The sequence below is a fragment of the Nocardia australiensis genome, assembly GCF_020733705.1.
Taxonomy (GTDB): Bacteria; Actinomycetota; Actinomycetes; order Mycobacteriales; family Mycobacteriaceae; genus Nocardia; species Nocardia australiensis.
The window spans coordinates 374,430-397,380 of the sequence record NZ_JAJFZM010000016.1; the positions used below are offsets into that span (position 1 = coordinate 374,430).

A 22,951-nucleotide genomic window follows, 5' to 3' on the forward strand; every position below is an offset into this window, starting at 1 on the left:
TTCGACGTAGGGGTTATTGTGGCCGATCCCACTGTGATGACTTGAGCGAGTCGGCCGATGTCTCGGCCCAAATACTTAGGAGTGCAATAGGTTTCAGTCAGCCGACACGAAAGTGGCGGCGGTCGGGTAGTGGGCGAGTGCTTTACCCGCGGCGATTTCCTCGGCGTCGGCGAGCAGTTCGTAGATCGCCGCGACCGTGCCGGTGGCGTGTGATTCGGCGGCGCGGGCCACAATCGTGTCGCGGGATTCGATGGCGTCGCGATGGTCGCCGAGGACGGTTTGCAGGCGCTTCGCGTTCGCGCCCAGTTCGGTGGCCGCGGCGCCGAGCGTCGACGCCGCGCCGGCGCACGAGTACCGTAACCGCTTGGCGCTCTTACGGATATCGTGCAGCAGCTCGATGTGTTCGGCGGGCGAGACGGTGGGTTCGGCGAAGACCAGGCGGCGTAGCCGTTTGCGATCGCCGCGAATTACCCGCTCGAAGGTCCTTGTCGCGGGCTTTGCGGCCTGGGCGTGATCCAGCGGGGGATCGGTGCGCCATACCGACAGTTCGTCGCGCAGCGTGCGGTATCGGTGGCCGTCGAGCGCGGCAATGATTTCCGCGTGGGCGCTCGCGTATCTCGCTTGCTGGGCCCCGACGAGTTCGGCGGTTACGGTTTCGATGTCGGTGCGTGTGGCAGCTGCCTGCTCGAATGCTGCGGAATCGGTTGTCGCTGAACCGGATCGGGCCTTGCTCGGTTCGGATGACGGTGTGTGTTCGGCCAGCAGTGCGGCGAAGCGATCGGCGTGGACCTCCGCGTCGCGTGCGACGCCGAGGAGCCCGGCCAGCCATTTCAGTTCAGCGCCCATCACCGTTGCGGGCGCCTTCTCGAACAGACCGCGGTAGGACCGCAGCACGCTGCGCAGGCGGCGGGTCGCCACCCGCATCTGGTGCACCGAATCGTCGGCGTCGGCGCGGACCTCTGGTTCGGCGGCCAGCAGCCGGTCGACGTCGTCGCCGAGTGCGGCGACGAGGGCGTTTCCGGCGTTGACCATGCTCAGCTCACTTTCGCGAATCCGTCGGTCGCCTCGACCAGATGATGGGTGATGCCGGGCTCGTTGGCGGTGTGCCCAGCGTCATCCACGATATGCAAAACCGAGCCGGGCCAGGCGCGGTGCAGGTCCCAGGCGCTGACGGCCGGGCAGACGATGTCGTGGCGGCCCTGCACGATGACGGCGGGAATGTGCGCGATGGTGTCGATATCGCGCAGCAACTGGCCCTCGTCGAGAAAGCCACCGTTGCGGAAGTAGTGGTTCTCGATGCGCGCGAAGGCCAGCGCGAAGCGTGGCTCGCCGGTCTCGGCGACCCGATCCGGGTGCGGCAGTAGCGCACTCGTCGACCCTTCCCAGGTGGACCAGGCGACAGCGGCCGCCAATGCGACCTCGTCGTCGCGGGAGTGCAGCAGCCGGTGGTAGACCTCGACCAGATCGCCGTCGCGTTCGGCCTCGGGCACCGGGGCCAGGAATTTCTCCCACTCGTCCGGGTAGAGGTAACCGGCGGCGCCGTTGTAGTACCAGTCGATTTCCTTGCGCCGCAACAGGAAAATCCCGCGCAACACCAGTTCGGTAACCCGCTGCGGATGGGTTTGCGCGTAGGCCAGCGCCAGCGTCGAACCCCAGGAACCGCCGAACACCTGCCAGCGGTCGATGCCCAAATGTGTACGCAGCGCTTCGATGTCGGCGATCAAGTGCGCCGTGGTGTTGGTCTCCAGGCTCGCGCCGTCGGCGATGTGCGGGGTCGAGTGACCGCAGCCGCGCTGATCGAGCAGCACGATCCGGTAGGCGGCGGGGTCGAAGAATTGCCGATGCAGCGGCGAGGTGCCGCCACCGGGTCCGCCGTGCAGGAACACCACCGGTTTACCGTCCGGGTTGCCGCTGACTTCCCAGTACATCGACTGTCCCGCACCGACATCGAGCATGCCGGTGTCATACGGCTCGATGGGGGGATACAGGACGCGCATCAGAAGACGAGCCCCGAAGCGAGATCGGACAGTTCCAGCGCCTCGATGGCCTGCTGGTGCACATCGACGCAGCTCTTGGTGGTGACTCTATCGATGATCGCCTTATCGGCGAGCACCTGAGCGTTGATGCCGCCGTTGCGTAGCGCCCATTCGTGCACGATGGCGTTGAGCCCGATCCGGCCGAGTGTCGGCCCCTGGACCCGCCAGTTCGACAGCTCCGGCCGGATCATGTCGCACAGTTGGGTGCCTGCCGCATCGGAGATCTGCGGGCTATTCGGCTTACTGGCGGTGGCCGAACCGGTGGGGACGGTGGTCGCGGCGGCCGATCCCGTTGTCGAACCCGAGCTCCCGGTCGGTGTCGAATCCAAGCCGGTTCCGCAGGCGGTGAGCGCGGCTGCGGCGAAAACTCCGGCCAGCAATAGCGTGCTGCGGGTGATCCAACGGGGTTGCGGCATCGGTACCTCTGACTCGTGTCGACATTGTCGGCTTCGAGTCTGCCATTTTTTGTGCCACCGGTCCGGGAGGATTGTCTGAGAGCTACCGGAAACCGGCCGCGAGTATCCTGCCCGCCCAATCGGCGTTCATGGTCGGCCGAGTGGTGCGGGTGGATCCTGCGCCGCTCGGCCGATCATCGAGGCTCTGCTCAGAAGCTGTGTTCGGGGCCGGGGAAGGTGCCCCGGCGGACCTCGGCGGCGTAAGTGGCTGCGGCGGTGCGCAGTTCGTCACCGACATTGCCGAAACGCTTGACGAATTTGGCGGTCTTGCCGCTGGTGTAGCCGGCCATGTCCTGCCAGACCAGCACCTGCGCATCGCATTCCACGCCCGCGCCGATGCCGACGGTGGGGATGGTCAGCTTGCCCGTGACCTGTCCGGCCAGTTCCGCGGGCACCATCTCCATGACCACGGCGAACGCGCCCGCCTCCTGCACGGCGATGGCGTCCGCGATGAGCTGTTCGGCGCCGTCGCCGCGGCCCTGCACGCGGAAGCCGCCCAGTGTGTTCACGCTCTGCGGTGTGAACCCGATGTGCGCCATGACCGGAATACCCGCCGAGGTGATCAGCGCGATCTGCTCGGCGACGCGTTCGCCGCCCTCGAACTTCACCGCGTGCGCCTGGCCCTCCTTCATGAAGCGGGTGGCGGTCGCGAGCGCTTGCTGCGGCGAGGACTCGTAGGTGCCGAATGGCAGATCTGCGACCACCAGCGCATGCGGTGCGCCGCGAACCACGCCACGCACCAGCGGGATGAGCTCGTCGACAGTGATCGGTACGGTGGTGTCGTAGCCGTAAACCACGTTCGCCGCGGAGTCACCGACCAGCAGCACCGGGATGCCGGCCTCCTCGAACAGCCGGGCCGAGGAGTAGTCATAGGCGGTAAGCATGGACCAGCGCTCACCGTCGGCTTTCATCTGCTGCAGGTGATGCACCCGTGTCTTGCGCTTGGCGGGGTTGGCCGCTGCGGGCCCGACGCCGTAGGCAGGGGATTCCGAATCGGATACGGACATCATCGTCCCTTTCGGTCGTGTCTCCTCGAGGCCCGTACGGGTCCCCGGGTTTGTCTGACCAGTTCAGTGTGCCACCAGCCTGAGGGCCGGATTAAGGCCAGGGCCTGGTGCGATTGGTCACAGGCCGCCGCGCTTCGCGGCGTGCGTGACACCGTTCGGCTACCGGGACCGACAGTGCCGAGCGCGGTTGATGGCAGGATTTCAGGATGGCTTTAATGCGCAATGGGCGCGGTGTGCTGGTGGCGGCGGTGCTGGCGATGACGGTGGCGGGTTGTACAGCCACGAAGGACGAGCAGGGCGCGCCGATGCCCGCTCCGCCATCGGGGTTGGAGAAGTTCTATTCGCAGACGCCGGAGTGGGGCGGCTGCGATGGCTTCGGTGATCCCGAGGACCGGATGGACAAGTCCGCGGAGTGCGCACGGGTCACCGTGCCCATCGACTACGACAAGCCGGACGGCCCGACCGCGCAGATCGCGCTGGCCCGGGTCAAAGCCAGTGGCAATCGCATCGGCTCGCTGCTGCTGAACCCGGGCGGGCCGGGAGTATCGGGGCTGTCGATGTCGAGCATCGCGAGCAAGACCCCGCTCGCCGAGCATTTCGACCGAGTCGGCTTCGACCCACGCGGCGTCGGCTCCTCGACCCCGGCGATCAACTGCCTCACCCCGCAGGAAGCCGATAAGGAGCGGGCCGAGAAGCCGACGGACAACACACCCGAAGGCATCGCCGAATCCGAGGACGAAAATCGCAAGTACGTCGGCCACTGCACCGATCGCACCGGCACAGATTTCCTCTCGCATGTCGGCACCCGCGAGGTGGTGCAGGACATGGACGTGATCCGCGCCGTGCTCGGTGATCCGAAGCTCAGCTACCTCGGCTACTCCTACGGCACTAAGCTCGGCTCGGCCTACGCCGAGAAGTTCCCCGCCAACGTGCGCGCGATGGTGCTCGACGGCGCGGTCGACTCCTCGCAGGACCCGGTGCAGGAATCGTTGCGCCAGGCCGCCGGCTTCCAGAAAGTGTTCGACGCCTACAGCGCCGCCTGCGCCCAGCATCAGGATTGCCCGATCGGCACCGACCCGGCCCAGTCCGTCGCAAAGTTCCGCGCGCTGGTCGACCCACTGCACGACAAGCCCGCGTCCACCACCGACCCGCGCGGCCTCGCCTACAACGATGCGATCACCGGTGTGCAGCAGGCGCTCTACACCGACGAACTGTGGCCCGCGCTGACCCACGGACTGACCGAACTACGTGACGGCCGCGGCGACACCCTGCTCAAGCTCGCCGACCTCTACGACGGCCGCCGCGACGACGGCACATACAACAACACCCAGGACGCCTTCAACGCGATCCGCTGTGTCGACGACCCGCGCATCTCCGACCCCGCGATCGCGGGCAAGCAGGATGTCGAATACCGCAAGGCGGCGCCGTTCATGGACGACGGCCGCGGCACCGGGGCCGCTCCGCTGGAACTGTGTGCCGTCTGGCCGGTGCCCAACACCAGCCAGCCGCATAAGATTTCGGCGAACGGCCTGCCGAAGACCGTGGTGGTCTCGACCACTGACGACCCGGCGACGCCCTACCAGGCCGGTGTCGATCTGGCCGCGCAGATGGGCGCCGAGCTGATCACCTATAACGGTAATCGGCACACTGCGGCCCTGGTGGCGGGCGATGCATGCCTCGACGACGCGGTTATCGGGTACCTGACCGACCTGACTGTCCCGGCCCAGGGACTCACCTGCTGACCGATCGGTGATCGTGCCGTCCGGGGTGAACGGCCGTCCTTGGACGGTATGCCCGGACGGCTCACCATCGTGTACGCGGGCGCGCGAGGTGTTCCGAATCAGTGAATTGCAATCCCTAAGCGTGTATGTAACACGGATTTAACGCCAGGTGCTTACGCTCGCGTTCATGGATCGCCAGAAGGAATTCGTGCTGCGGACGCTCGAAGAACGGGATATCCGCTTCGTGCGGCTCTGGTTCACCGACGTACTGGGGTATCTCAAGTCCGTCGCTATCGCGCCCGCAGAGCTGGAGGGCGCGTTCGAGGAGGGCATCGGCTTCGATGGTTCGGCCATCGAGGGCTTTGCTCGCGTCTCCGAAGCGGACATGGTTGCCCGACCGGATCCCTCGACCTTCCAGGTCCTACCGTGGTCGACCAGCAAGGGCCATCAGCACTCCGCGCGCATGTTCTGCGATATCACCATGCCGGATGGTTCGCCGTCCTGGGCCGACCCGCGCCACGTGCTGCGCCGTCAGCTGAACAAGGCCGGTGACGTCGGCTTCAGCTGCTACGTTCACCCGGAGATCGAGTTCTTCCTGCTCGAGAACGGTCCGGCGGGCGCGGACCCCAAGCCCGCCGACAGCGGCGGCTTCTTCGATCAGGCCGTGCACGACTCGGCCCCGAACTTCCGCCGCCACGCCATCGACGCGCTCGAGTCGATGGGCATTTCGGTCGAGTTCAGCCACCACGAGGGTGCGCCTGGCCAGCAGGAGATCGACCTGCGTTACGCCGACGCGCTGTCCATGGCCGACAATGTGATGACCTTCCGCTACCTGATCAAGGAAGTGGCCATCGACGAGGGTGTGCGCGCGACGTTCATGCCGAAGCCGTTCGCCCCGTACCCGGGTTCGGCGATGCACACCCACATGAGTCTGTTCGAGGGCGAGGCGAATGCCTTCCACGACCCCGACGACCCGATCAACCTTTCCGCCACCGCACGGGCGTTCATCGCGGGCATCCTGGAGCACGCGCCGGAGATCAGCGCGATCACCAACCAGTGGGTGAATTCCTACAAGCGGCTCATCCACGGCGGCGAGGCGCCTACCGCGGCTTCGTGGGGGCGCTCCAACCGCTCCGCGCTGGTTCGAGTGCCGATGTACACCCCGAACAAGTCTTCCTCGCGCCGTGTCGAGATCCGCAGCCCAGATTCGGCCTGCAATCCGTACCTGAGTTTCGCGGTGCTGCTGGCCGCCGGTCTGCGCGGTGTCGAGAAGGGGTACACGCTGCCGCCGGAGGCCGAGGACGACGTGTGGTCGCTGACTTCGGCCGAGCGCCGCGCGATGGGCTTCCGTGAGCTGCCCGGCACGCTGGACGAAGCATTGCAGGCGATGGAGCGATCGGAGCTTGTCGCGGAAGCACTCGGCGAGCATGTGTTCGACTTCTTCCTGCGCAATAAGCGTCGGGAGTGGGCGGACTACCGCAGCCAGGTGACGCCGTTCGAGCTGCGGGAATACCTCGGGTTGTAGGCCCGCGTCGCGAATCGGGCGATTACGGCTACGTTTGCGCTGCTATCCACCGGCCATTGTGGAAAGAGTTGCCCGGACAACTAGGTTGGACATATGGTCCGGCCGCCGTCTGCTCGTTCTGCTGTTCCCGGTGTCGGTCGGCTCGGATTGCTCGAGCCGACTGCCGCTGCGTCGTTACGAGAATTGGCGTGGGATAACGTCGACAGCATTCCGGTGCTGTGGGCCCTGTCGCGGTCTCCGGATGCCGATCTGGCACTGCTGACATTGATGCGGCTGCGTTCGGCACTCGGTGACGATTGGGCCGAATTGGACGCGATGTTGCGCGCGGACAGATCGTTGCGCGGCAGGCTGTTCGCGTTGATCGGATCGTCGAGCGCGTTCGCCGACCATCTGGTCGCCGATCCGGATACCTGGCGGATCCTGCGGCGCGACAAACTGCCGAGTCGCGAGGAACTCGTCGACGACCTGCTCGCCGCCGTGGCCGCGGTGCCCGCGCGCAGTCCCGACCCGACCGCCGTGCTGTATCGGGCGGAGATTTCGGGTCCGGAGTCGATTGGGTTGCTGCGCAAGCGATATCGCGATCAACTGATGCTGCTCGCCGCGCTCGATCTGGCGGCGACGGTCGAGAACGAGCCGGTATTGCCCTATCAGGTGGTTGGTCGCCACCTCACCGATCTGGCCGATGCCGCACTGGCCGCGGCGCTGTCGGTAGCGGTGGCGCGGGTGTGCCAGGACGAACCGGTACCGGTCCGGCTCGCGGTGATCGCGATGGGCAAATGCGGTGCGTGCGAACTGAATTACGTCAGCGACGTCGATGTGGTGTTCGTCGCCGAACCCGCCGACGCTACCGCGGCCAGGCTGGCCGCGGAGATGATGAGCGTGGGTAGCGCGGCTTTCTTCGAGGTCGATGCGGCGCTACGCCCGGAGGGCAAGGCCGGTGCGCTGGTGCGCACCCTGGATTCGCATGTCGCGTACTACCAGCGGTGGGCGCGGACCTGGGAGTTCCAGGCATTGCTCAAGGCACGGCCGATGACCGGCGATCTCGAGCTGGGCGAGCAGTACCGCGACGCGCTGATGCCGATGGTGTGGGCCGCCTCGGAGCGACCGGATTTCGTCGCCGACGTGCAGGCGATGCGGCGCCGGGTGGAGGATCTGGTGCCCGCCGACCTGCGTGAGCGCGAGCTCAAGCTCGGACGCGGCAGCCTGCGTGACGTCGAATTCGCCGTGCAGCTACTGCAATTGGTGCACGGGCGGGTGGACGAGGCGCTGCATGTGCAGGGCACCGTCGAGGCGTTGACGGCGCTTGCCGCCGGCGGCTATGTCGGTCGCGACGACGCGGCGAATCTCACTGCCTCCTACGAATTCCTGCGCCTGCTCGAGCACCGGCTGCAATTGCAGCGTCTCAAGCGGACCCACACTTTGCCCGCCGCCGACGACGAGGAAGGGATGCGCTGGCTGGCCCGCGCCGCGCACATCCGTCCCGATGGCAGGCAAGACGCGGTCGGGGTGCTCGCGACCGAAATCCGCCGTAACTCAGTGCGGGTGCGGCGATTACACGCGAAGCTCTTCTACCGGCCGCTGCTCGAATCGGTGGTGCGCCTGGACCCCGACGCCCTGCGGCTCAGTCCCGACGCCGCGATCCGGCAGCTGGCCGCGCTTGGCTACGCCGCGCCCGAACACGCACTCGGTCACCTGAAAGCATTGACCGGCGGCGTCTCGCGTAAGGGGCGAATCCAGGCGCTGCTATTGCCGACCCTGCTCGAATGGCTCGGTGACACACCGAATCCCGATGCGGGCCTGCTGGCTTACCGGCGCGTGTCGGAGGGGCTCAGCGACCAGATCTGGTTCCTGCGCGAACTTCGCGATGAGGGCGCGATCGCGCAGCGGCTGATGATCGTGCTCGGTTCGTCGGAGTATCTACCGGATCTGCTGATCAACGCGCCGGACACGATTCGGATGTATGCCGACGGACCGACCGGGCCGTTGCTGCTCACACCGCAGCCGGAAGAGGTTGCGCGCGGCATCCTTACCGCCGCGAAGCGATATGACGATCCGAAACGTGCTGTGGCCGCGGCGCGTTCACTGCGTCGCCATGAGCTGGCCAGGGTTGCCTCGGCGGACCTGCTCGGCATGCTCGATGTGGCGCAGGTGTGCCGTGCGCTGTCCTCGGTGTGGGTGGCGGTGCTGGAAGCCGCGCTGCGCGCGGTGATCCGGGCCAGCGAGGCCGAGCGCGGCGCACCCGCGCCCGCCGATTTCGCGGTGATCGGAATGGGCAGGCTCGGCGGTATGGAACTGGGCTACGGTTCCGACGCCGATGTGCTGTTTGTCTGCGATCCGCGCCCCGGCGAAGACGAGACCATGGCGGTGAAATGGGCGATCAGCGTGGCCGAGCGGGTACAGCGGCTGCTCGGTGCGCCGAGCATCGATCCGCCACTGCAGGTGGATGCCGGGTTGCGGCCGGAGGGACGCAACGGTGCGCTGGTGCGCACCTTGGCCGCGTACTCCGCCTACTACCAGCAGTGGGCGCAACCGTGGGAGGTGCAAGCGCTATTGCGCGCGCACCAGGTCGCCGGTGACGATCAGCTCGGTCTGCGCTTTCTGCACACCATCGACAAGGTCCGCTACCCCGCAGGCGGTGTTTCGGCCGATGCGGTGCGTGAGATCCGGCGGATCAAGGCAAGGATCGATTCGGAACGACTGCCACGCGGCGCCGATCCGGCCACCCACACCAAACTCGGCCGCGGCGGGCTCGCCGATATCGAGTGGACGGTGCAGCTCATGCAGCTGCGCCACGCCCACGAGGTGCCGGCTCTGCACAACACGTCGACACTGCAGTCGCTCGATGTCATCGAGAGGGCCGAACTGCTGGACGCTGAAGATGCCGCGCTACTGCGCGAGTCCTGGCTCACCGCGACCAGGGCGCGCAACGCCCTGGTCCTGGTGCGCGGCAAACCCGCCGACCAACTCCCCGCCCCTGGTCGGCTGCTCTCGGCCGTTGCGCGCGTCGCAGGCTGGCCCAATGACGACGGTAGCGAGTTCCTCGACAACTATCTGCGCATTACTCGTCGCGCGAAAGCGGTCGTGGAGCGGGTATTCGGCGAGTGAACGACCCGCACCGGGTGAATGGGGCCCCTGCGCGAGTGTTTGCCCCACTCTGAGCAGCCTCCACCCATCGACCTGGCGCTGTCCCTACTGCACCTCCGCGACGGCGCCCGGCCGGTTTCGGGGCGGGGGCGAAGCTCCACGAACTGCGCACGGCGTCCGCGCCGATCCGATCTAGGGTCGGTCCATGCGTAATTGGAGAGACCAGGCCTTGCCCGGTGTGGGGTGGTGTGCGCTCACGGCGGGGATCCTCGGGATTGCCCTGCATTTCGGACCATGGCAGCGGCAGCTGTTCGTGCTTGCCGCCTCGGGGGCGACGTATCTGATGGTCGGCGCGATCATCGGACTGGTGTTGCTGCTGGGTGCGCGACGCTGGCGTAGTGCGGCGGTGGCGGGGGTGATCGTCGCGGCCGCGTTGTGGACATCGGTGCCGATGTTCGTGCCGGACGGGCACGCGGCCGCAGGGGCGGACCTGCGGGTTATGCAGTCGAATGTGCTGTTCGGCGGAGCCGACGAGGCGACGGTCGTGCGGGCGGTGCGAGACGGCCGCGTCGAAGCGCTGACCATCGAGGAGCTGACACCGGAGATGGTGACGCGGTTGGACGCGGCGGGCATCTCGGAGCTGCTGCCGTATCGATTCCTGCAGCCGGGCGGTGGTGGCGGCGGTACCGGCATATACAGCCGGTATCCGTTGCGCGACAGCAAGAAATACTACGGCTTCGTGCTCAACAATGTGTCGGCGACGATGGACCATCCGCAGGCGGGCGCGGTCACGGTGTTCGCGTTCCATCCGGTTCCGCCGCTATTCGATTTTCCGGTCTGGAGTTCGGAAATGCGTAAGATCCGCGAAATACTGGACGCGCAACAGGGTCCGGCGATCGTCGGCGCGGATTTCAATGCGACACGGGATCATTCGGCATTCCGCGATCTGCTGCGCGGACGCTTCGCCGCGGCGGCGGATCTCGCGGGTGCGGGGCCGCTGCCCACTTTTCCGAACGATCGCCGATGGGGTCCGGTAATCGGCATCGACCACATTCTGGTGGCCGACGCGACCTCCGACGAGGTCCGCACAGTGACGGTCCCAGGATCTGACCATCGAGCCGTGCTCGCCACGGTGCGGCTGAACAAGTAGCCGCGGGTCGGCGTCTCGCGTGACGTTTACGCGCGATCGGGCCGCAGCGAATACCATGTGAACACTCACCGTGGAGAACGGCGGCGGCCCGGTCGACGAGGCGTCGCTGACCAGCCTGGCCCGGGCGATGGCCAAGATTCCCGATGGCGATGCCGCCGCAGTTCGAATACATCGGGGTGGTGAAGAGCTAGGGTCTGTGTAGCAGTGAGTTGGTGAAAGCTGTTGTCCGCGTTGGTATATGGGTGAGGTCTCAGGTAGGTGGTTTAATGACCGAGAAAAACCGGAGACCTACCGGAGACCCCCGAGGTGTTGAGCGGACCGCGCCCGGGGCCGCGCGAGTGGGTGAGTGATCATGAAGACGAAACCGCCGGAAGCGGTGACGTGCCGGGGATGCCAGTGCTGGTGGCCATTGAGCGCACACAATGTGTGCCATTGTTCCCAATGTCATCAGACGTTCACCGGCGAGAAGGCTGCGAGTCTGCATCTGGTTGTGGATTATCGCCACAAGCCGCACGTCACCTGTCGGACACCGCACAGCGTCGGCCTTGTCGATGCCGGCCGCGATTACCCCTGCTGGGGCTTGCCGCATTAATTAGCGTCGCTCGACGGATGCGGAGATCGTCATCCGATTCCGCACGCGCGCCGATGTATGCATGTTTGTTAATGTGATCGGTGGCATAGCAATCATTGTTCAAGCACGTGAAAGGGGCGTTGAATGACGACAGCACACTTGTCGCACGAAGATCACACCCATGTGCACGGTGAGGGCTGCGGCCATGCGGCCGTTCCGCATGGGGACCACGTCGACTATGTCCACGATGGACACCTGCACCGTGCCCATGGCGACCACTACGACGAATGCGAACCTGCCGGTCACGCCGAGCATGGTAGTCACGACCACATCCACGGCGAGAATTGTGGTCATGTCGCGGTCCCGCATGGTGATCATGTGGACTATATCCACGACGGTCATCGGCACGCCGCCCACAACGGCCACTACGACGAGCATTGAGCCGCTTCAACCAAATGGAGTGAGCTAGTTGGCCGCGGGTAATGCCCGAAGGGAGCTGAGGGTGCCCGCCAGCGCGCGGGCGGCCTCGGCTCCCTTCGTCACGAAATGCTCGGTGAAGTAGGTGACGTGCTCGCTGTGCTCGTGGAAATGGTGCGGGGTGAGTACCACGGAGAACACCGGCACATCGGTGTCGAGTTGCACCCGCATCAGGCCATCGATCACCGCGGAGGCGACGAAATCGTGCCGGTAGATGCCGCCGTCGACCACCAATGCCGCCGCGACCACCGCCGCGTAGTCGCCGCTGCGCGCGAGGCGCTTGGCGTGCAGCGGGATCTCGAACGCGCCGGGGACCTCGAACAGATCGATAGTGCTGGGGTCGAAGCCGAGATCGGCGTATTCCGTGCCGAAACCCTGGTACGCCTTGTTCACGATCGAGCTGTGCCAGGTGGCGCGGATGAATGCGACTCTATCTCCCATAGGCAGAGCCTACGTCTCGGAAATGTGCGCCCGCAGCCAGTCCACGACGTCGCCGAGTACCCGGTCCTTTTCGGGTTCGTTGAAGATCTCGTGATAGAGCCCGTCGTAGCGGATCACGGTCAGATCCTTCGAGCTCGCGCTCCGCTCGATCAGCGTGGAGCTCGAAGGTGCCGCGACCGCGTCGGCGGTGCCGTGTAACACCAGTAGCGGCACGGTGAGCCGGTCCAGGCGCCCTTTCACCAGCTGCGTCGCGTTCAGTATCTCGACAGCGGTGCGGGCGGGCAGCTTGCCTCGAAACACCAGCGGATCGTTGTCGTAGGCGTGCACCACATCGGGGTCACGGCTGATCATCGACGAATCCAGTTTCAGCACACCGAGATTCGGCGTGAACCTGGTCAACAGCGGGGCGAACAGGCGCTGCAACGGGTTGCCGAGCGGAATGTCAAGCGGCGGTGCGGAGACCACGATTCCCGCGACGTCGATGGGTGCGCGCGTGGCCAGATATAGCACGATGAGGCTGCCCATCGAATGGCCGAGCAGCACGCGTGGCACATCGGGATGTTCGCGGCTCGCGATGTCGAGCATGGCGGCCACATTGTCGGCCGCCGCGTCCATCGAGCCGATGTTCGCATTGCTGCCCGCGGACTTGCCGTGGCCGATGTGGTCGGGTGCGTACACGGCGAAACCGGCGTCCGCCAACCGCTTTCCGACATACACGTAGCGTCCGGAATGCTCGGCGACTCCGTGCACGAGCACGATAACGCCCTTGGCTGTGGTGTCCGGTAGCCACGCCCGCCAGGCGACCCGGCTGCCACGGCCCTCGAATTCGCCGGTCGCGGATACAGCGCTCTCGGATGTCATACGTCGGCTCCTGACGTCTGCGGCGTGGTGCTCGACCCGCGCGCGAGATGGTCGATCAGCCGCCGATTGAATTCGATGAGCCGAGCGTAGTTCACCAGCGAGATGCGCTCGTCGGTTCCGTGGATGGTCGCGAGGTCGGCCTCGGTCATCACGATGGGCGCGAAATTGCAACGCGTCGCGGCGAGGTCGTCGTAATGTCTGGCATCGGTGGCGCCAGGGACGATGCCGCTGGTAACCGCGATTCCGGGGACAACCGCTTGGGCGAGTCCGGCGATCACATCGAATCCGGGGCCGGGGCCGTCGAAAAGTGATGGCTCCGAGGATATCCCGAACGGTTCGATTCGGATCCCCTTGTCGCGCACTACTTTTCGGCAGTGTTCCAGCACCGAGCGAACCGAATCGCCGGGTAGGATACGGAAGTTCACCAGCGCTTCGGCGTGCTGCGGCAGTACATTGGCCTTCACACCACCGCTGATCACCGTCGGCGCGGTGGTCGTGCGCACCAGCGCCTCGGTCTGCGGACGCGCCGCCATTACCCGCGTGACCAGCGGGGTGGCCAGCCCGGCCACCCCGAGTAGACGACGGCGTGACTCGGGCAGCGCCGGACGCAGCCGCCGCAGCATGTCAACCACGATCGGCGTCATCCGCAATGGCATCGGATGGTCCTGAATCCGGCTCACCGCGCGTGCGATCCGGCCGACCGCGGTCCTGCGACCCGGCATCGCTGAGTGTCCACCCACTTCCCGCACGGAGAACCGGGCCGTCAGATAACCCTTCTCGCCCACCATGATCGAGGCCACCGGGCGGTCCACGCCGTCAACTATGCCGTCGGTGATCACCCCTCCTTCGTCGATCAACAGATCCGCGTGCACACCCGCTTCGCGCAGTCGCCGCGCCATCCGCGCCGCGCCCTGGTCGCCGAACACCTCTTCGTCGTGGCCGAAGGCCAGGTAGACGGTGTGGTACGGCCGAATGCCCACGGCGAGTGCCGATTCGACTGCCTCCAGAATGGCCAGCACCCGGCTCTTGTCATCGATTGCGCCACGGCCCCAAATGAATTCGTCGTCGACAATGCCGGCGAACGGTGGATGGGTCCATCGGTGTGGATCGTCGACGGGGACCACGTCCTGGTGTGCGAGCAGGATTGCCGAGACCCGCTCCGGCTCGGCCCCGGCCCACCGATAGAGCCGACTGTAGCCGAACCGCTCCAGCTCCAACTCGGTGTGCACCAGCGGGAAGGACTCCTCGAGGTACGCGCCCAATCGGGCGAACTCGGGGTCGTCGGGCCGGTCGGGCTCTTCGGTGGACACCGTCGCGAAACGCAGAGCCCGCGCGAGACGCTCGGCGACGTGGTTATCGACCACCACCGAGTGGGTGGCGGCTTCGTCGGTCATCGGTTACCGGTCATGGTCGGTAGGTTCATGGGCATCGTTGCATTGTTCAACAGATCGGGCCCAATGGTGATGGTCTCGTTGGTGTGCCATTTGTCCCAGGTCTCGCTCGATCCGCCGGTCAGGTCCGGATGGCGTGGGATGGTGAGCAGCGGCAATTCGAGCCGAGCGGCCGTCACGGTGACGGATGCGAAGGCCGGAGTATGTGACCAGATGTCATCGATGACGTCGGTGATCCGCGCGCCGATCCGGTGCCCGGCGGGAAGCGGCCAATCCTGAGCGAGTAGCCGGACATCGGCGGTTTGGGCGACCGGGGCGATACCTCGGGTGATGACGGTGGACAGGCCGTCGGGCGCGATGTCGTACAACTCGATCGCGACGGTGGCTGACGGCGGGCCGTTCAGTCGCAGCGACGCGGTAGGAATTCCGGACAGGTGTTGGTCTTGCGCCAATGGTTCGGATATCGACCAGATCTCGCGGTCGAGTCCGTTAGGTAGCCCGCGATCGGTGTACTCGCCGGTGCGCAGGTCGATCGGCACACGCCGCACATCCTTCGGCGGCCATGCGGTTTCCGAACGCCAGCCGCCGTCGTACTGGCCGACGGTGATACGCGGCCCCGGCACCGTGACGTCCTTGCCCGCGACCTGCCTGTCGAAGAAGGCGAGCAATTCGGCGTCAAAATTCGGTGTGCCACATTTGGCATGACAGTCGCTGTGACCCCACTGGCCGAACCAGGCGCGGTGCTCGCCGGGGCCGAGCGCGTTCCATGCATCGAACGCGCGATAGGCGCGGGTGTTCTGGTCGAGGAAGCCTTGGCCGAGCAACAGTGGAATCGTATTGCCGCGCAACTGTTCCACCAGGTCGCGCTCGCGCCAGAACTGGCTGTCGCGATTATGATCGGCGGTGTTCTCGGCGTACTGCGCGTAGCACTGCGGCGTCATCTCGGTGGCGTTGGCCCGGTACTCGGGGGAGTCGTCCCAGCGGCCGGGAGTAGAGGCAATCAGCAGGTGTTCGAGGCCGACCTCATCGGCCGGGCGAATCCCGGTCTCGGTCACCGGTTTTCCGGAGAACTTCCACGACACACCCTGCATGTACAGATAGGAATACGGGTCGATCACCGGCTCGAACGCGGCCACCGCGGCCAGTCCCTTCGGCTTGGCGGCCAACCCCATCAACCCGGCCCACGCCTCATACGAAACGCCCGTCATGCCGACCCGGCCGGTCGACCACGGCTGGCCTGCCGCCCACTCCACCGCGGCGCTCACATCCGAGCGTTCGCCCGGCCCGCCGAAATCCGGGCACCCGGACGATCCACCGAACCCGCGCAGGTCGACGACGACATAGGTGTATCCGGCCTGCAGAAACATCTCCACATTGAGGTCCTCGATGGACGGCCCTGGCTCCAGCCGCGGGTTACTCAAATACGCGAGGTGCGCGCGATACGGACTTACCGTAAGGATCACCGGTGTGCGCGTGTCGTCGGAAACCCCGAGCGGACGCAATACATCCGCGTGCAGTCGGGTGCCGTCGGCCGCGGTGATATAGCTCTGGGACCACTGAAACGGCAATCCCGGATCCGCGTGCGACACCGGCGCAAGTACACCCAGTATCAGCAAGAGCCCGGCCGACGCACGCAATACCACAGCACCCACATTCACCCGTGAACTATCGACCGAACTCGGTCGGCTGTCCAGCCCTGGGAACAGGGGGGTCGGCCTGCTTCACGCTGATTCGGGTGCGAGCGCGCGCCGGGCCAGTGTCAGCCAGCGACGATGCTCGGCCTCGGGCCGGGCGTCGTCGGGTGCGGTCGCCAGCAGCAGAATGACATCTTCGACCGTGATGTCTCGATAGAGAGCCTTGTCCCGGTGTGCGGCGTCGACCCATCGGGCGACGGTATGCCTGGCCTGTCGCTGGACCTCGCGCAACGAGTCCGGCGCGAGGCCCGCGACGGCATAACGCAGCAGCCGCTCCTGCCGCATATCCATGACCACCCGCGACAGCAGCGCAATGATCTCCTCGAGCGCGGTGCTTTCACCATCGCAGACTCTGGCGGTGGCGGATTCGAGCGATGCCGCGATCTCCGTCGCGAGATCAGTGACGATCGCTTCCATCAGATCCGTCTTGGTCGGAAAGTGGCGATAGATGGTCCCGACCGCGACGCCGGCCGCCACGGCGATGTCATCCATACCGATGTCGGGCCCGCGCGCAACGACCAGTTCTCGTGCGGCGCTGACGATCGCGTCTCTGTTCCGTAGCGCGTCAGCGCGCCGTCTGGGTTGTCCGGTCATATCGAACTCACCCTATCCTCCGCTCTTGCATAGAACATGAACGAGTGGTTCACTTTTAATAGTGAACCACTCGTTCATTTTAGGAGTCGCAATGGAAATCTGGACCGAAGCGAACATCCCCGACCAGCACGGTCGCGTCGCCGTCATCACCGGTGCTAATACCGGCATCGGTTTCGAGACCGCCCGGGCATTGGCCGAACACGGCGCCACCGTCGTGCTCGCCTGCCGCGATCAGGGAAAAGCCCGGGGCGCGGCCGAGCGGATCATGGCAAGCGTGCCGGGCGCCGGGGTCGACTCGGTGCGTCTCGATCTGGCCTCGCTCGCGTCGATCCACGCGGCGGCCGACGACATCCGAGCGCGTCACGAACGACTCGACCTGCTGATCAACAATGCGGGTGTGACCGGACTGTCCGGCCGAACCGCCGACGGATTCGAGATCCAGTTCGGGGTCAACCATCTCGGACATTTCGCGTTCACCGGTCTGCTGCTCGACAGGTTGGCCTCGACCGAGGGCGCACGCATCGTCACCGTCAGCAGCATCGGGCACCGATTCGGCGGGATCGACTTCGATGAAGTGTCCTCCGGCGGCGGTGTGTACGCGAGATCGAAGCTGGCCAACCTGCTGTTCACCTACGAACTGGATCGTCGGCTCGCCGATCTCCCCGCCGTGGCCCTTGCCGCACATCCTGGCGGTGCGAGTACCGAGGTATTCCGCTACTCGTCGCCGTGGTTTCGGTTACCGAACCTGGCCATCGCTCGCCTGTTCGGTCGCACACCGGCAATGGGTGCGCTCCCGACGCTGCGCGCGGCCACCGATCCGTCCGCCGCCGGCGGCGAATACTACGGGCCCGCAGGTCTTTTCGAGATCAAAGGTTATCCCGCCGCAGTTCGATCGAGCACCCGCTCCCACGATCACGCCGCACAGTCGCGCCTGTGGGAGACCTCCGAGCGCCTGACCGGAGTGCGCTACGCCGCCTGATCAACCGGCGTGGTTGCACGGCCACGGCACCGGGCCGTCGCGCACCCGACTCGTGGGGGTCATTCGCGAGCGTGCCGCACGACCAGCCCGAATGCGCGGTGCGCCCGGTCCGGCAGTCGTTGCCGCGCTTGCGGCCCGAGCGGGTGGTCCCGTCGCCGGTCGACACCCCACTTGGCACTATCCTGTGGGCATGGCAGCAGGTAAGGGCGGCACGCCGTCGAAGGAAGCGAAGGCCGCGGCGAAGGCGGCGCGCAAGCAGCAGTCGAAAGAACGTCGCCAGCAGTTGTGGCAGGCGTTCCAGATGCAGCGCAAGGAAGACAAACTGCTGCTGCCCATGATGATCGGCGCGCTGGTCGGCATCACGCTCGTGTTCCTGGTGGTCGGGCTGATCTTCGGCCTGCAATGGTTCCTGCTGCCGCTGGGCCTGCTGCTTGGTGCCCTGGTGGCGTTCATCATCTTCGGTCGCCGTGTGCAGAAGAACGTCTACGCCAAGGCCGAAGGCCAGGCCGGCGCGGCGGCGTGGGTACTGGAGAACCTGCAGGGCAAGTGGCGGGTCAGCAACGGCATCGCCGCGACCACCCAGCTCGACGCGGTGCACCGCGTGATCGGGCTGCCCGGCGTGGTCCTGGTCGGCGAGGGCTCCCCGCAGCGGCTGAAGTCGCTGCTGGCGCAGGAGAAGAAGCGCACCGCCCGGCTCATCGGCGATACCCCGATCTACGACATCATCATCGGCAACGAGGAGGGGCAGGTACCGCTGAAGGGACTGCAGAAGCACCTCACCAAACTGCCGCGCAATATCGACGCCAAGCGCATCGACCTGATCGAGGGCCGGTTGACCGCCCTCAACGCGCGCAGCGGCCCGGCGCTGCCCAAGGGGCCCATGCCCGCGGGCGCGAAGATGCGCGGCGTACAGCGCAGCATCCGTCGGCGCTGAGTATTGCAGCGCGGAGACATCGCGCCGGGTGACGCTTCGACAGGCCCGCGTTCCATGAGGCTGGGACGCGGGCCTTCGCGTATGCGCCGCCGTGCGCGGGCTCCAACGGTTCGAAGGTTCGAAGTCCGTTACCGGGACCGGGCGACCGCGGTACCGGTGGCTCGGTCATGCATGCCGCGACCGTCGGCGTCGGTGAACAGCGCGGGCACCACGAATACCAGTAGAGCCTGCCGTGCCAGCGCGCGGACGAAGCCGACCGGCACCGGCGCGTCGATCCGGATCACCCGTATCCGCAGAAAGTACTGGCCCGGCGTGTAGCCGAACAGCGTCACCGCGCCGACCCCGATCACGAACCAGACCAGCAGCGTCAGACTCGACGCCGATCCGCCGCGCACGATCAGCAGCGAGATCCCGACCGCGATCATCCAGTCCACGAACAGCGCGGCGATACGGCGTCCCAAACCCGGCAACGACCCGACTCCGGACTCGGGCAACCCCAAATACTGACCGCGGAACTCTGGGGTTGCCGGGTCGCCCGGGTCCGTCGGAGGTCCGGAAAGCCAGGATCCCGTACTGCGTGCCATGCTCCCCAGAGTAAGCGCGTCCAGCCGGTCGCCCGACACCGCATAAGGGGAGTTCACGTCGGCGCGCGCCGAAAAAGATGGCAGGATTACCATGTTGTTCGAGCCCGGGTGGCCAAGGCCACCCCGCCAGCCGGACGTGTAACACTGGCGAAACACAGCCTTGACGGCCGGGAAACACTTCATCCATAGCGTCTGGTCGCGACGAACCCATGCAATCGACACTGGCTGGGAACCGATCCGTAAGGAGAACAAGTGACGTTCAGCACGGCCGATGAGGTCATCAAATACATCGCTGACGAAGAAGTCGAATACGTCGACATTCGCTTCAGCGATCTTCCCGGTGTGCAGCAGCACTTCTCGATCCCGGCGCAGGCGTTCACGGCCGATCTCGCCGAGGAAGGGCTCGCGTTCGACGGCTCCTCCGTCCGTGGTTTCCAGTCGATCGATGAGTCGGACATGCTGCTGCTGCCCGATTTCAGCACCGCGCAGCTCGACCCGTTCCGCACCGCCAAGACGCTGAACCTCAATCACTTCGTGCACGATCCGTTCACTCGCGAGGCCTACAGCCGCGACCCGCGCAACATCGCGCGCAAGGCCGAGGAGTACCTGCGTTCGACCGGTATCGCCGACACCGCGTACTTCGGTGCCGAGGCCGAGTTCTACATCTTCGACTCGATCCGCTACGACTCGGGGATCAACGGCGCGTTCTACGAGATCGAGTCGATCTCGGGCTCCTGGAACACCGGCGCGAAGTTCAACCCGGACGGTTCGCCCAACCGGGGCTATAAGGTCCGCAACAAGGGTGGCTACTTCCCGGTCGCCCCCTACGACCACTATGTCGACCTGCGCGACAAGATCTCGTCCAACCTGCAGAACGCGGGCTTCGAGCTCGAGCGTGGCCACCATGAGGTTGGGACCGCCGGTCAAGCCGAGATCAACTACAAGTTCGGCACCCTGCTCGGTGCGGCCGACGACCTGCAGCTGTTCAAGTACATCGTGAAGAACACCGCGTGGCAGGAAGGCAAGACTGTCACGTTCATGCCGAAGCCGCTCTTCGGTGACAACGGCTCGGGCATGCACGTGCACCAGTCGCTGTGGAAGGACGGCAAGCCGCTGTTCCACGACGAGGCCGGCTACGCGGGTCTGTCGGATCTCGCGCGCCATTACATCGGCGGCATCCTGCACCACGCGCCGTCGCTGCTGGCGTTCACCAACCCGACCGTGAACTCCTACCACCGTCTGGTTCCGGGCTACGAGGCGCCGATCAACCTGGTGTACTCGCAGCGCAACCGTTCCGCCGCGGTCCGCATTCCGGTCACCGGTAACAACCCGAAGGCCAAGCGTATCGAGTTCCGCGCGCCGGACTCCTCGGGTAACCCGTACCTCGCCTTCGCCGCCATGATGATGGCCGGCCTCGACGGCATCAAGCGCAAGCTCGAGCCGCAGGCTCCCGTCGACAAGGACCTCTACGAGCTCCCCCCGGAGGAGGCCAAGAACATCCCCCAGGCCCCCACCAGCCTGGCGTCGGTCATCGACAAGCTAGAGCAGGACCACGATTACCTCACCGAAGGCAACGTCTTCACCGAGGACCTGATCGAGACCTGGATCAACATCAAGCGCGAGCAGGAAATCGCCCCGGTGAACCTCCGCCCGCACCCGTACGAGTTCGAGCTGTACTTCGACGTGTAAGTCGTATTGGGGGCTTGACCTGCGGCTGAGCATCTAACCCTGGTCCTCCGTCCGCAGTTCATCCGCAGTAGCAGTACCCGAGTCCATCCGTTCCGCGATCACCTCACCGATTGCGGTTCGGGTGGACTCGTCCGCGTCCGGCCACAGGTGCCCGTAGGTGTCGAGCGTGGTCTTGGCGCTGGCGTGGCGGAGGCGGACTTGCACGGTCTTGATGTCCGCCTTCTTGGAGATGAGCAGCGACGCGAAGTAGTGCCGGAAGTCGTGGAAGCTGAACTCCTCGGGCAATGACTGCACCTTGCCCGCGTTCCGCACCGCACGGAGGGCGCGATCGATGTGCCAGGGTGGCGCAGGGTTGCCCATGCCATCGGTCACCATGTGTTCGCCAGGCCACTTCTTAACTGACGCCGACAGCAGCAACGCCAGTTCCCTCGGTATCGGTATCGGTGTCTGGCTCGCGTCGGTCTTGAGCGGTTCGTCCTTCCATTGCTGCTTGGGGTTCACCACGCCCCGCATGAGGTCGATATCGGCGACCTTGAGCGCGGACACCTCAGCGACCCGAAGACCGGCGAATGCACCGAGCAGAACGGACGCCTGTAGGTGCTTCGGGAACGCATCGTAGATCGCCCAAACCTGTTGCGTTGTAGCGACATACGGCTTCTGCTTGCCCATCGGGGGCGCGGTTCGGCGCGAGCATGGGTTGCGGACCAGTAGGCCCTCATGCACTGCGTCGCTCATGATCTGCGAGAGGCGCGAATGCACGGCGTAGACGTAGCTCGGCTCACGCTTCTCAGTCTTCAGTTTTGCTACCCAAGACTTCACCGAGGATGGCCGGACGGCAGCCAAGGGCACCATACCGAACTCATGCGTGATCAGCTTGATATGAACCTTGGCTTGCCGAACGGTCGAGTCACGATGAACTGCGTAGCCCTGAATCCAGAGATCGCACCACTCTTGCATGGTCAGTTGTGCATCCCGTGGCGATACGTGAGTGCCCTGGACGAGCGTGGACATCTGCGCGTTCAGCCAGGCTTGCGCATCGGTCTTGCGGTCGAACCCTTTGGCGTGCTCGTTGCCCTGGTCATCGACGTAGCGCGCCCGCCATTTCTTGCCCTTGCCGTGGTTCGCTGACGGCACCTGTTCGCGGGTTGTCGTGCCATCCTCGCTCACGACGGTCACAGTCTTGAACCAGCGCGGCTCAACTCCTGAACGTCGATGGCGACGCGGTGACGTGCTCATCAGGCTGCTGCCTGCGTGCTGGTGAGCCGCTCCCGCTCCTCGATCCAGGCCAGGACGACAGACTTTCGCCACACCCGACGGCGAGCGCTGAGTTTGAAGCTTGCTGGTCCCTGTCCGACGTGTGCCCACCACCGCCAGGTGGCCTCGGGGATACCGGTGAGGGCTTCGCAGTCCTTGGCCCTCAGGTACGTGTCTTCGGTGTTCATCTCGGATTCCTCCCTATGCTGCGGATTGCTGAACGAACGAACTCTGTTGTGGCACAACGGTTTCGCGTGAAACATCACCGTCGCCTGGTGGACCTTCGGTCATCTCGAGGCGGGCGTTTGTGTACTCGGCGCGTTGGTTGATGCGGGCGGCGACGAGTGCCATGACCAGATGGGAACGAGGTGGTGCGTCCTTGTCGGTAGGTCCGACCGGGGTGATACGCAGGTGTGAGGTGTCGGGTTTGACGATGCCGACACGGGCGAGCTCGGAGCGCACGAAGTCGAGGCGATCGGCCTTGTGATCGGGAATCGTTTTGCC

The 22,951-nt window shown here is 65.6% G+C and carries 21 protein-coding genes and 1 pseudogene; 9 read left to right on the plus strand and 13 right to left on the minus strand.

Annotation, left to right across the window (positions count from 1 at the left end; translation table 11 throughout):
• Nucleotides 1-93: 93 nt before the first annotated feature.
• From LKE06_RS29115 to panB, 4 genes are all read right to left on the minus strand, one after another.
• Nucleotides 94-1,032, minus strand: a complete 939-nt coding sequence (locus LKE06_RS29115) for a CHAD domain-containing protein (protein WP_228002549.1) — start codon at nucleotides 1,030-1,032, stop codon at nucleotides 94-96.
• 2 nt (nucleotides 1,033-1,034) lie between these two features.
• Nucleotides 1,035-1,997 carry a prolyl aminopeptidase gene (pip, locus tag LKE06_RS29120; protein WP_228002550.1) on the minus strand — a complete coding sequence of 321 codons (963 nt, stop codon included), beginning with the start codon at nucleotides 1,995-1,997 and terminating at the stop codon, nucleotides 1,035-1,037.
• On the minus strand, nucleotides 1,997-2,452 hold the full coding sequence (locus tag LKE06_RS29125) for a hypothetical protein (protein WP_228002551.1): 456 nt from the start codon (nucleotides 2,450-2,452) through the stop codon (nucleotides 1,997-1,999). Before LKE06_RS29125 ends, pip begins: the two co-directional genes overlap by 1 nt.
• A 188-nt stretch (nucleotides 2,453-2,640) precedes the next feature.
• A complete protein-coding gene (gene panB, locus LKE06_RS29130; protein ID WP_228002552.1) occupies nucleotides 2,641-3,498 on the minus strand; it encodes a 3-methyl-2-oxobutanoate hydroxymethyltransferase in 858 nt (285 codons plus the stop codon).
• Between the two features lie 215 nt (nucleotides 3,499-3,713).
• On the opposite strand from panB, the gene LKE06_RS29135 reads away from it, so the two are divergent.
• From LKE06_RS29135 to LKE06_RS29155, 6 genes are all read left to right on the plus strand, one after another.
• Entirely contained in the window at nucleotides 3,714-5,240 is a 1,527-nt protein-coding gene (locus LKE06_RS29135; RefSeq protein WP_228002554.1) for an alpha/beta hydrolase, read from the plus strand.
• A gap of 166 nt (nucleotides 5,241-5,406) precedes the next feature.
• The gene (gene glnA, locus LKE06_RS29140) at nucleotides 5,407-6,744 is read left to right on the plus strand and encodes a type I glutamate--ammonia ligase (protein ID WP_228002555.1); all 1,338 of its coding nucleotides are present in this window, start codon (nucleotides 5,407-5,409) and stop codon (nucleotides 6,742-6,744) included.
• Nucleotides 6,745-6,837: 93 nt separating this feature from the next.
• On the plus strand, nucleotides 6,838-9,849 hold the full coding sequence (locus LKE06_RS29145; RefSeq protein WP_228002557.1) for a bifunctional [glutamine synthetase] adenylyltransferase/[glutamine synthetase]-adenylyl-L-tyrosine phosphorylase: 3,012 nt from the start codon (nucleotides 6,838-6,840) through the stop codon (nucleotides 9,847-9,849).
• 184 nt (nucleotides 9,850-10,033) lie between these two features.
• Nucleotides 10,034-10,978 (plus strand): endonuclease/exonuclease/phosphatase family protein, encoded by a 945-nt coding sequence (locus LKE06_RS29150; RefSeq protein ID WP_228002558.1) that lies wholly within the window; start codon nucleotides 10,034-10,036, stop codon nucleotides 10,976-10,978.
• Between the two features lie 352 nt (nucleotides 10,979-11,330).
• Nucleotides 11,331-11,570, plus strand: a complete 240-nt coding sequence (locus LKE06_RS33490; protein WP_443678140.1) for an FDXHR family putative zinc-binding protein — start codon at nucleotides 11,331-11,333, stop codon at nucleotides 11,568-11,570.
• 123 nt (nucleotides 11,571-11,693) lie between these two features.
• The gene (locus LKE06_RS29155) at nucleotides 11,694-11,990 is read left to right on the plus strand and encodes a hypothetical protein (RefSeq protein ID WP_228002560.1); all 297 of its coding nucleotides are present in this window, start codon (nucleotides 11,694-11,696) and stop codon (nucleotides 11,988-11,990) included.
• A 24-nt stretch (nucleotides 11,991-12,014) separates the two neighbouring features.
• Here LKE06_RS29155 and LKE06_RS29160 read toward each other — a convergent pair whose 3' ends face one another.
• From LKE06_RS29160 to LKE06_RS29180, 5 genes are all read right to left on the minus strand, one after another.
• Entirely contained in the window at nucleotides 12,015-12,467 is a 453-nt protein-coding gene (locus LKE06_RS29160) for a 6,7-dimethyl-8-ribityllumazine synthase (protein ID WP_228002562.1), read from the minus strand.
• 9 nt (nucleotides 12,468-12,476) lie between these two features.
• On the minus strand, nucleotides 12,477-13,328 hold the full coding sequence (locus LKE06_RS29165) for an alpha/beta hydrolase (protein ID WP_228002564.1): 852 nt from the start codon (nucleotides 13,326-13,328) through the stop codon (nucleotides 12,477-12,479).
• Nucleotides 13,325-14,722, minus strand: coding sequence for a M20 family peptidase (locus LKE06_RS29170; RefSeq protein ID WP_228002566.1), 1,398 nt, complete (start codon nucleotides 14,720-14,722; stop codon nucleotides 13,325-13,327). The genes LKE06_RS29165 and LKE06_RS29170 overlap by 4 nt, the downstream gene beginning before the upstream one ends.
• A complete protein-coding gene (locus LKE06_RS29175; RefSeq protein ID WP_228002567.1) occupies nucleotides 14,719-16,377 on the minus strand; it encodes a CocE/NonD family hydrolase in 1,659 nt (552 codons plus the stop codon). Before LKE06_RS29175 ends, LKE06_RS29170 begins: the two co-directional genes overlap by 4 nt.
• 63 nt (nucleotides 16,378-16,440) lie before the next feature.
• On the minus strand, nucleotides 16,441-17,007 hold the full coding sequence (locus LKE06_RS29180; RefSeq protein ID WP_228002569.1) for a TetR/AcrR family transcriptional regulator: 567 nt from the start codon (nucleotides 17,005-17,007) through the stop codon (nucleotides 16,441-16,443).
• A 91-nt stretch (nucleotides 17,008-17,098) separates the two neighbouring features.
• Between LKE06_RS29180 and LKE06_RS29185 the strand changes: the two genes are divergently transcribed.
• Entirely contained in the window at nucleotides 17,099-17,986 is an 888-nt protein-coding gene (locus LKE06_RS29185) for an oxidoreductase (protein ID WP_228002574.1), read from the plus strand.
• Nucleotides 17,987-18,176: 190 nt separating this feature from the next.
• A complete protein-coding gene (locus LKE06_RS29190; protein ID WP_228002579.1) occupies nucleotides 18,177-18,920 on the plus strand; it encodes a DUF4191 domain-containing protein in 744 nt (247 codons plus the stop codon).
• Nucleotides 18,921-19,048: 128 nt separating this feature from the next.
• Here the strand turns inward: LKE06_RS29190 and LKE06_RS29195 are convergent, their stop codons facing one another.
• Entirely contained in the window at nucleotides 19,049-19,504 is a 456-nt protein-coding gene (locus LKE06_RS29195; RefSeq protein ID WP_228002580.1) for an RDD family protein, read from the minus strand.
• 252 nt (nucleotides 19,505-19,756) lie between these two features.
• Between LKE06_RS29195 and glnA (LKE06_RS29200) the strand changes: the two genes are divergently transcribed.
• Nucleotides 19,757-21,193 (plus strand): type I glutamate--ammonia ligase, encoded by a 1,437-nt coding sequence (gene glnA / locus LKE06_RS29200; protein WP_228002208.1) that lies wholly within the window; start codon nucleotides 19,757-19,759, stop codon nucleotides 21,191-21,193.
• Between the two features lie 33 nt (nucleotides 21,194-21,226).
• On the opposite strand, the gene LKE06_RS29205 is transcribed toward glnA (LKE06_RS29200), so the two are convergent.
• From LKE06_RS29205 to LKE06_RS29215, 3 genes and pseudogenes are all read right to left on the minus strand, one after another.
• Nucleotides 21,227-22,360, minus strand: coding sequence for a tyrosine-type recombinase/integrase (locus LKE06_RS29205; RefSeq protein ID WP_228002209.1), 1,134 nt, complete (start codon nucleotides 22,358-22,360; stop codon nucleotides 21,227-21,229).
• A gap of 68 nt (nucleotides 22,361-22,428) precedes the next feature.
• Nucleotides 22,429-22,635, minus strand: a complete 207-nt coding sequence (locus LKE06_RS29210) for a helix-turn-helix transcriptional regulator (RefSeq protein ID WP_228002194.1) — start codon at nucleotides 22,633-22,635, stop codon at nucleotides 22,429-22,431.
• 13 nt (nucleotides 22,636-22,648) lie between these two features.
• Nucleotides 22,649-22,951 (minus strand): annotated as a pseudogene (locus tag LKE06_RS29215) (hypothetical protein); the annotation flags it as partial.

Bases quoted from the DNA above. Each gene is read 5' to 3' on its own strand.
- LKE06_RS29115 (WP_228002549.1), bottom strand. From the start codon at position 1,032: ATGGTCAACGCCGGAAACGCCCTCGTCGCCGCACTCGGCGACGACGTC.
- pip (WP_228002550.1), bottom strand. From the start codon at position 1,997: ATGCGCGTCCTGTATCCCCCCATCGAGCCGTATGACACCGGCATGCTC.
- LKE06_RS29125 (WP_228002551.1), bottom strand. From the start codon at position 2,452: ATGCCGCAACCCCGTTGGATCACCCGCAGCACGCTATTGCTGGCCGGA.
- panB (WP_228002552.1), bottom strand. From the start codon at position 3,498: ATGTCCGTATCCGATTCGGAATCCCCTGCCTACGGCGTCGGGCCCGCA.
- LKE06_RS29135 (WP_228002554.1), top strand. From the start codon at position 3,714: ATGCGCAATGGGCGCGGTGTGCTGGTGGCGGCGGTGCTGGCGATGACG.
- glnA (WP_228002555.1), top strand. From the start codon at position 5,407: ATGGATCGCCAGAAGGAATTCGTGCTGCGGACGCTCGAAGAACGGGAT.
- LKE06_RS29145 (WP_228002557.1), top strand. From the start codon at position 6,838: ATGGTCCGGCCGCCGTCTGCTCGTTCTGCTGTTCCCGGTGTCGGTCGG.
- LKE06_RS29150 (WP_228002558.1), top strand. From the start codon at position 10,034: ATGCGTAATTGGAGAGACCAGGCCTTGCCCGGTGTGGGGTGGTGTGCG.
- LKE06_RS33490 (WP_443678140.1), top strand. From the start codon at position 11,331: ATGAAGACGAAACCGCCGGAAGCGGTGACGTGCCGGGGATGCCAGTGC.
- LKE06_RS29155 (WP_228002560.1), top strand. From the start codon at position 11,694: ATGACGACAGCACACTTGTCGCACGAAGATCACACCCATGTGCACGGT.
- LKE06_RS29160 (WP_228002562.1), bottom strand. From the start codon at position 12,467: ATGGGAGATAGAGTCGCATTCATCCGCGCCACCTGGCACAGCTCGATC.
- LKE06_RS29165 (WP_228002564.1), bottom strand. From the start codon at position 13,328: ATGACATCCGAGAGCGCTGTATCCGCGACCGGCGAATTCGAGGGCCGT.
- LKE06_RS29170 (WP_228002566.1), bottom strand. From the start codon at position 14,722: ATGACCGACGAAGCCGCCACCCACTCGGTGGTGGTCGATAACCACGTC.
- LKE06_RS29180 (WP_228002569.1), bottom strand. From the start codon at position 17,007: ATGACCGGACAACCCAGACGGCGCGCTGACGCGCTACGGAACAGAGAC.
- LKE06_RS29185 (WP_228002574.1), top strand. From the start codon at position 17,099: ATGGAAATCTGGACCGAAGCGAACATCCCCGACCAGCACGGTCGCGTC.
- LKE06_RS29190 (WP_228002579.1), top strand. From the start codon at position 18,177: ATGGCAGCAGGTAAGGGCGGCACGCCGTCGAAGGAAGCGAAGGCCGCG.
- LKE06_RS29195 (WP_228002580.1), bottom strand. From the start codon at position 19,504: ATGGCACGCAGTACGGGATCCTGGCTTTCCGGACCTCCGACGGACCCG.
- LKE06_RS29210 (WP_228002194.1), bottom strand. From the start codon at position 22,635: ATGAACACCGAAGACACGTACCTGAGGGCCAAGGACTGCGAAGCCCTC.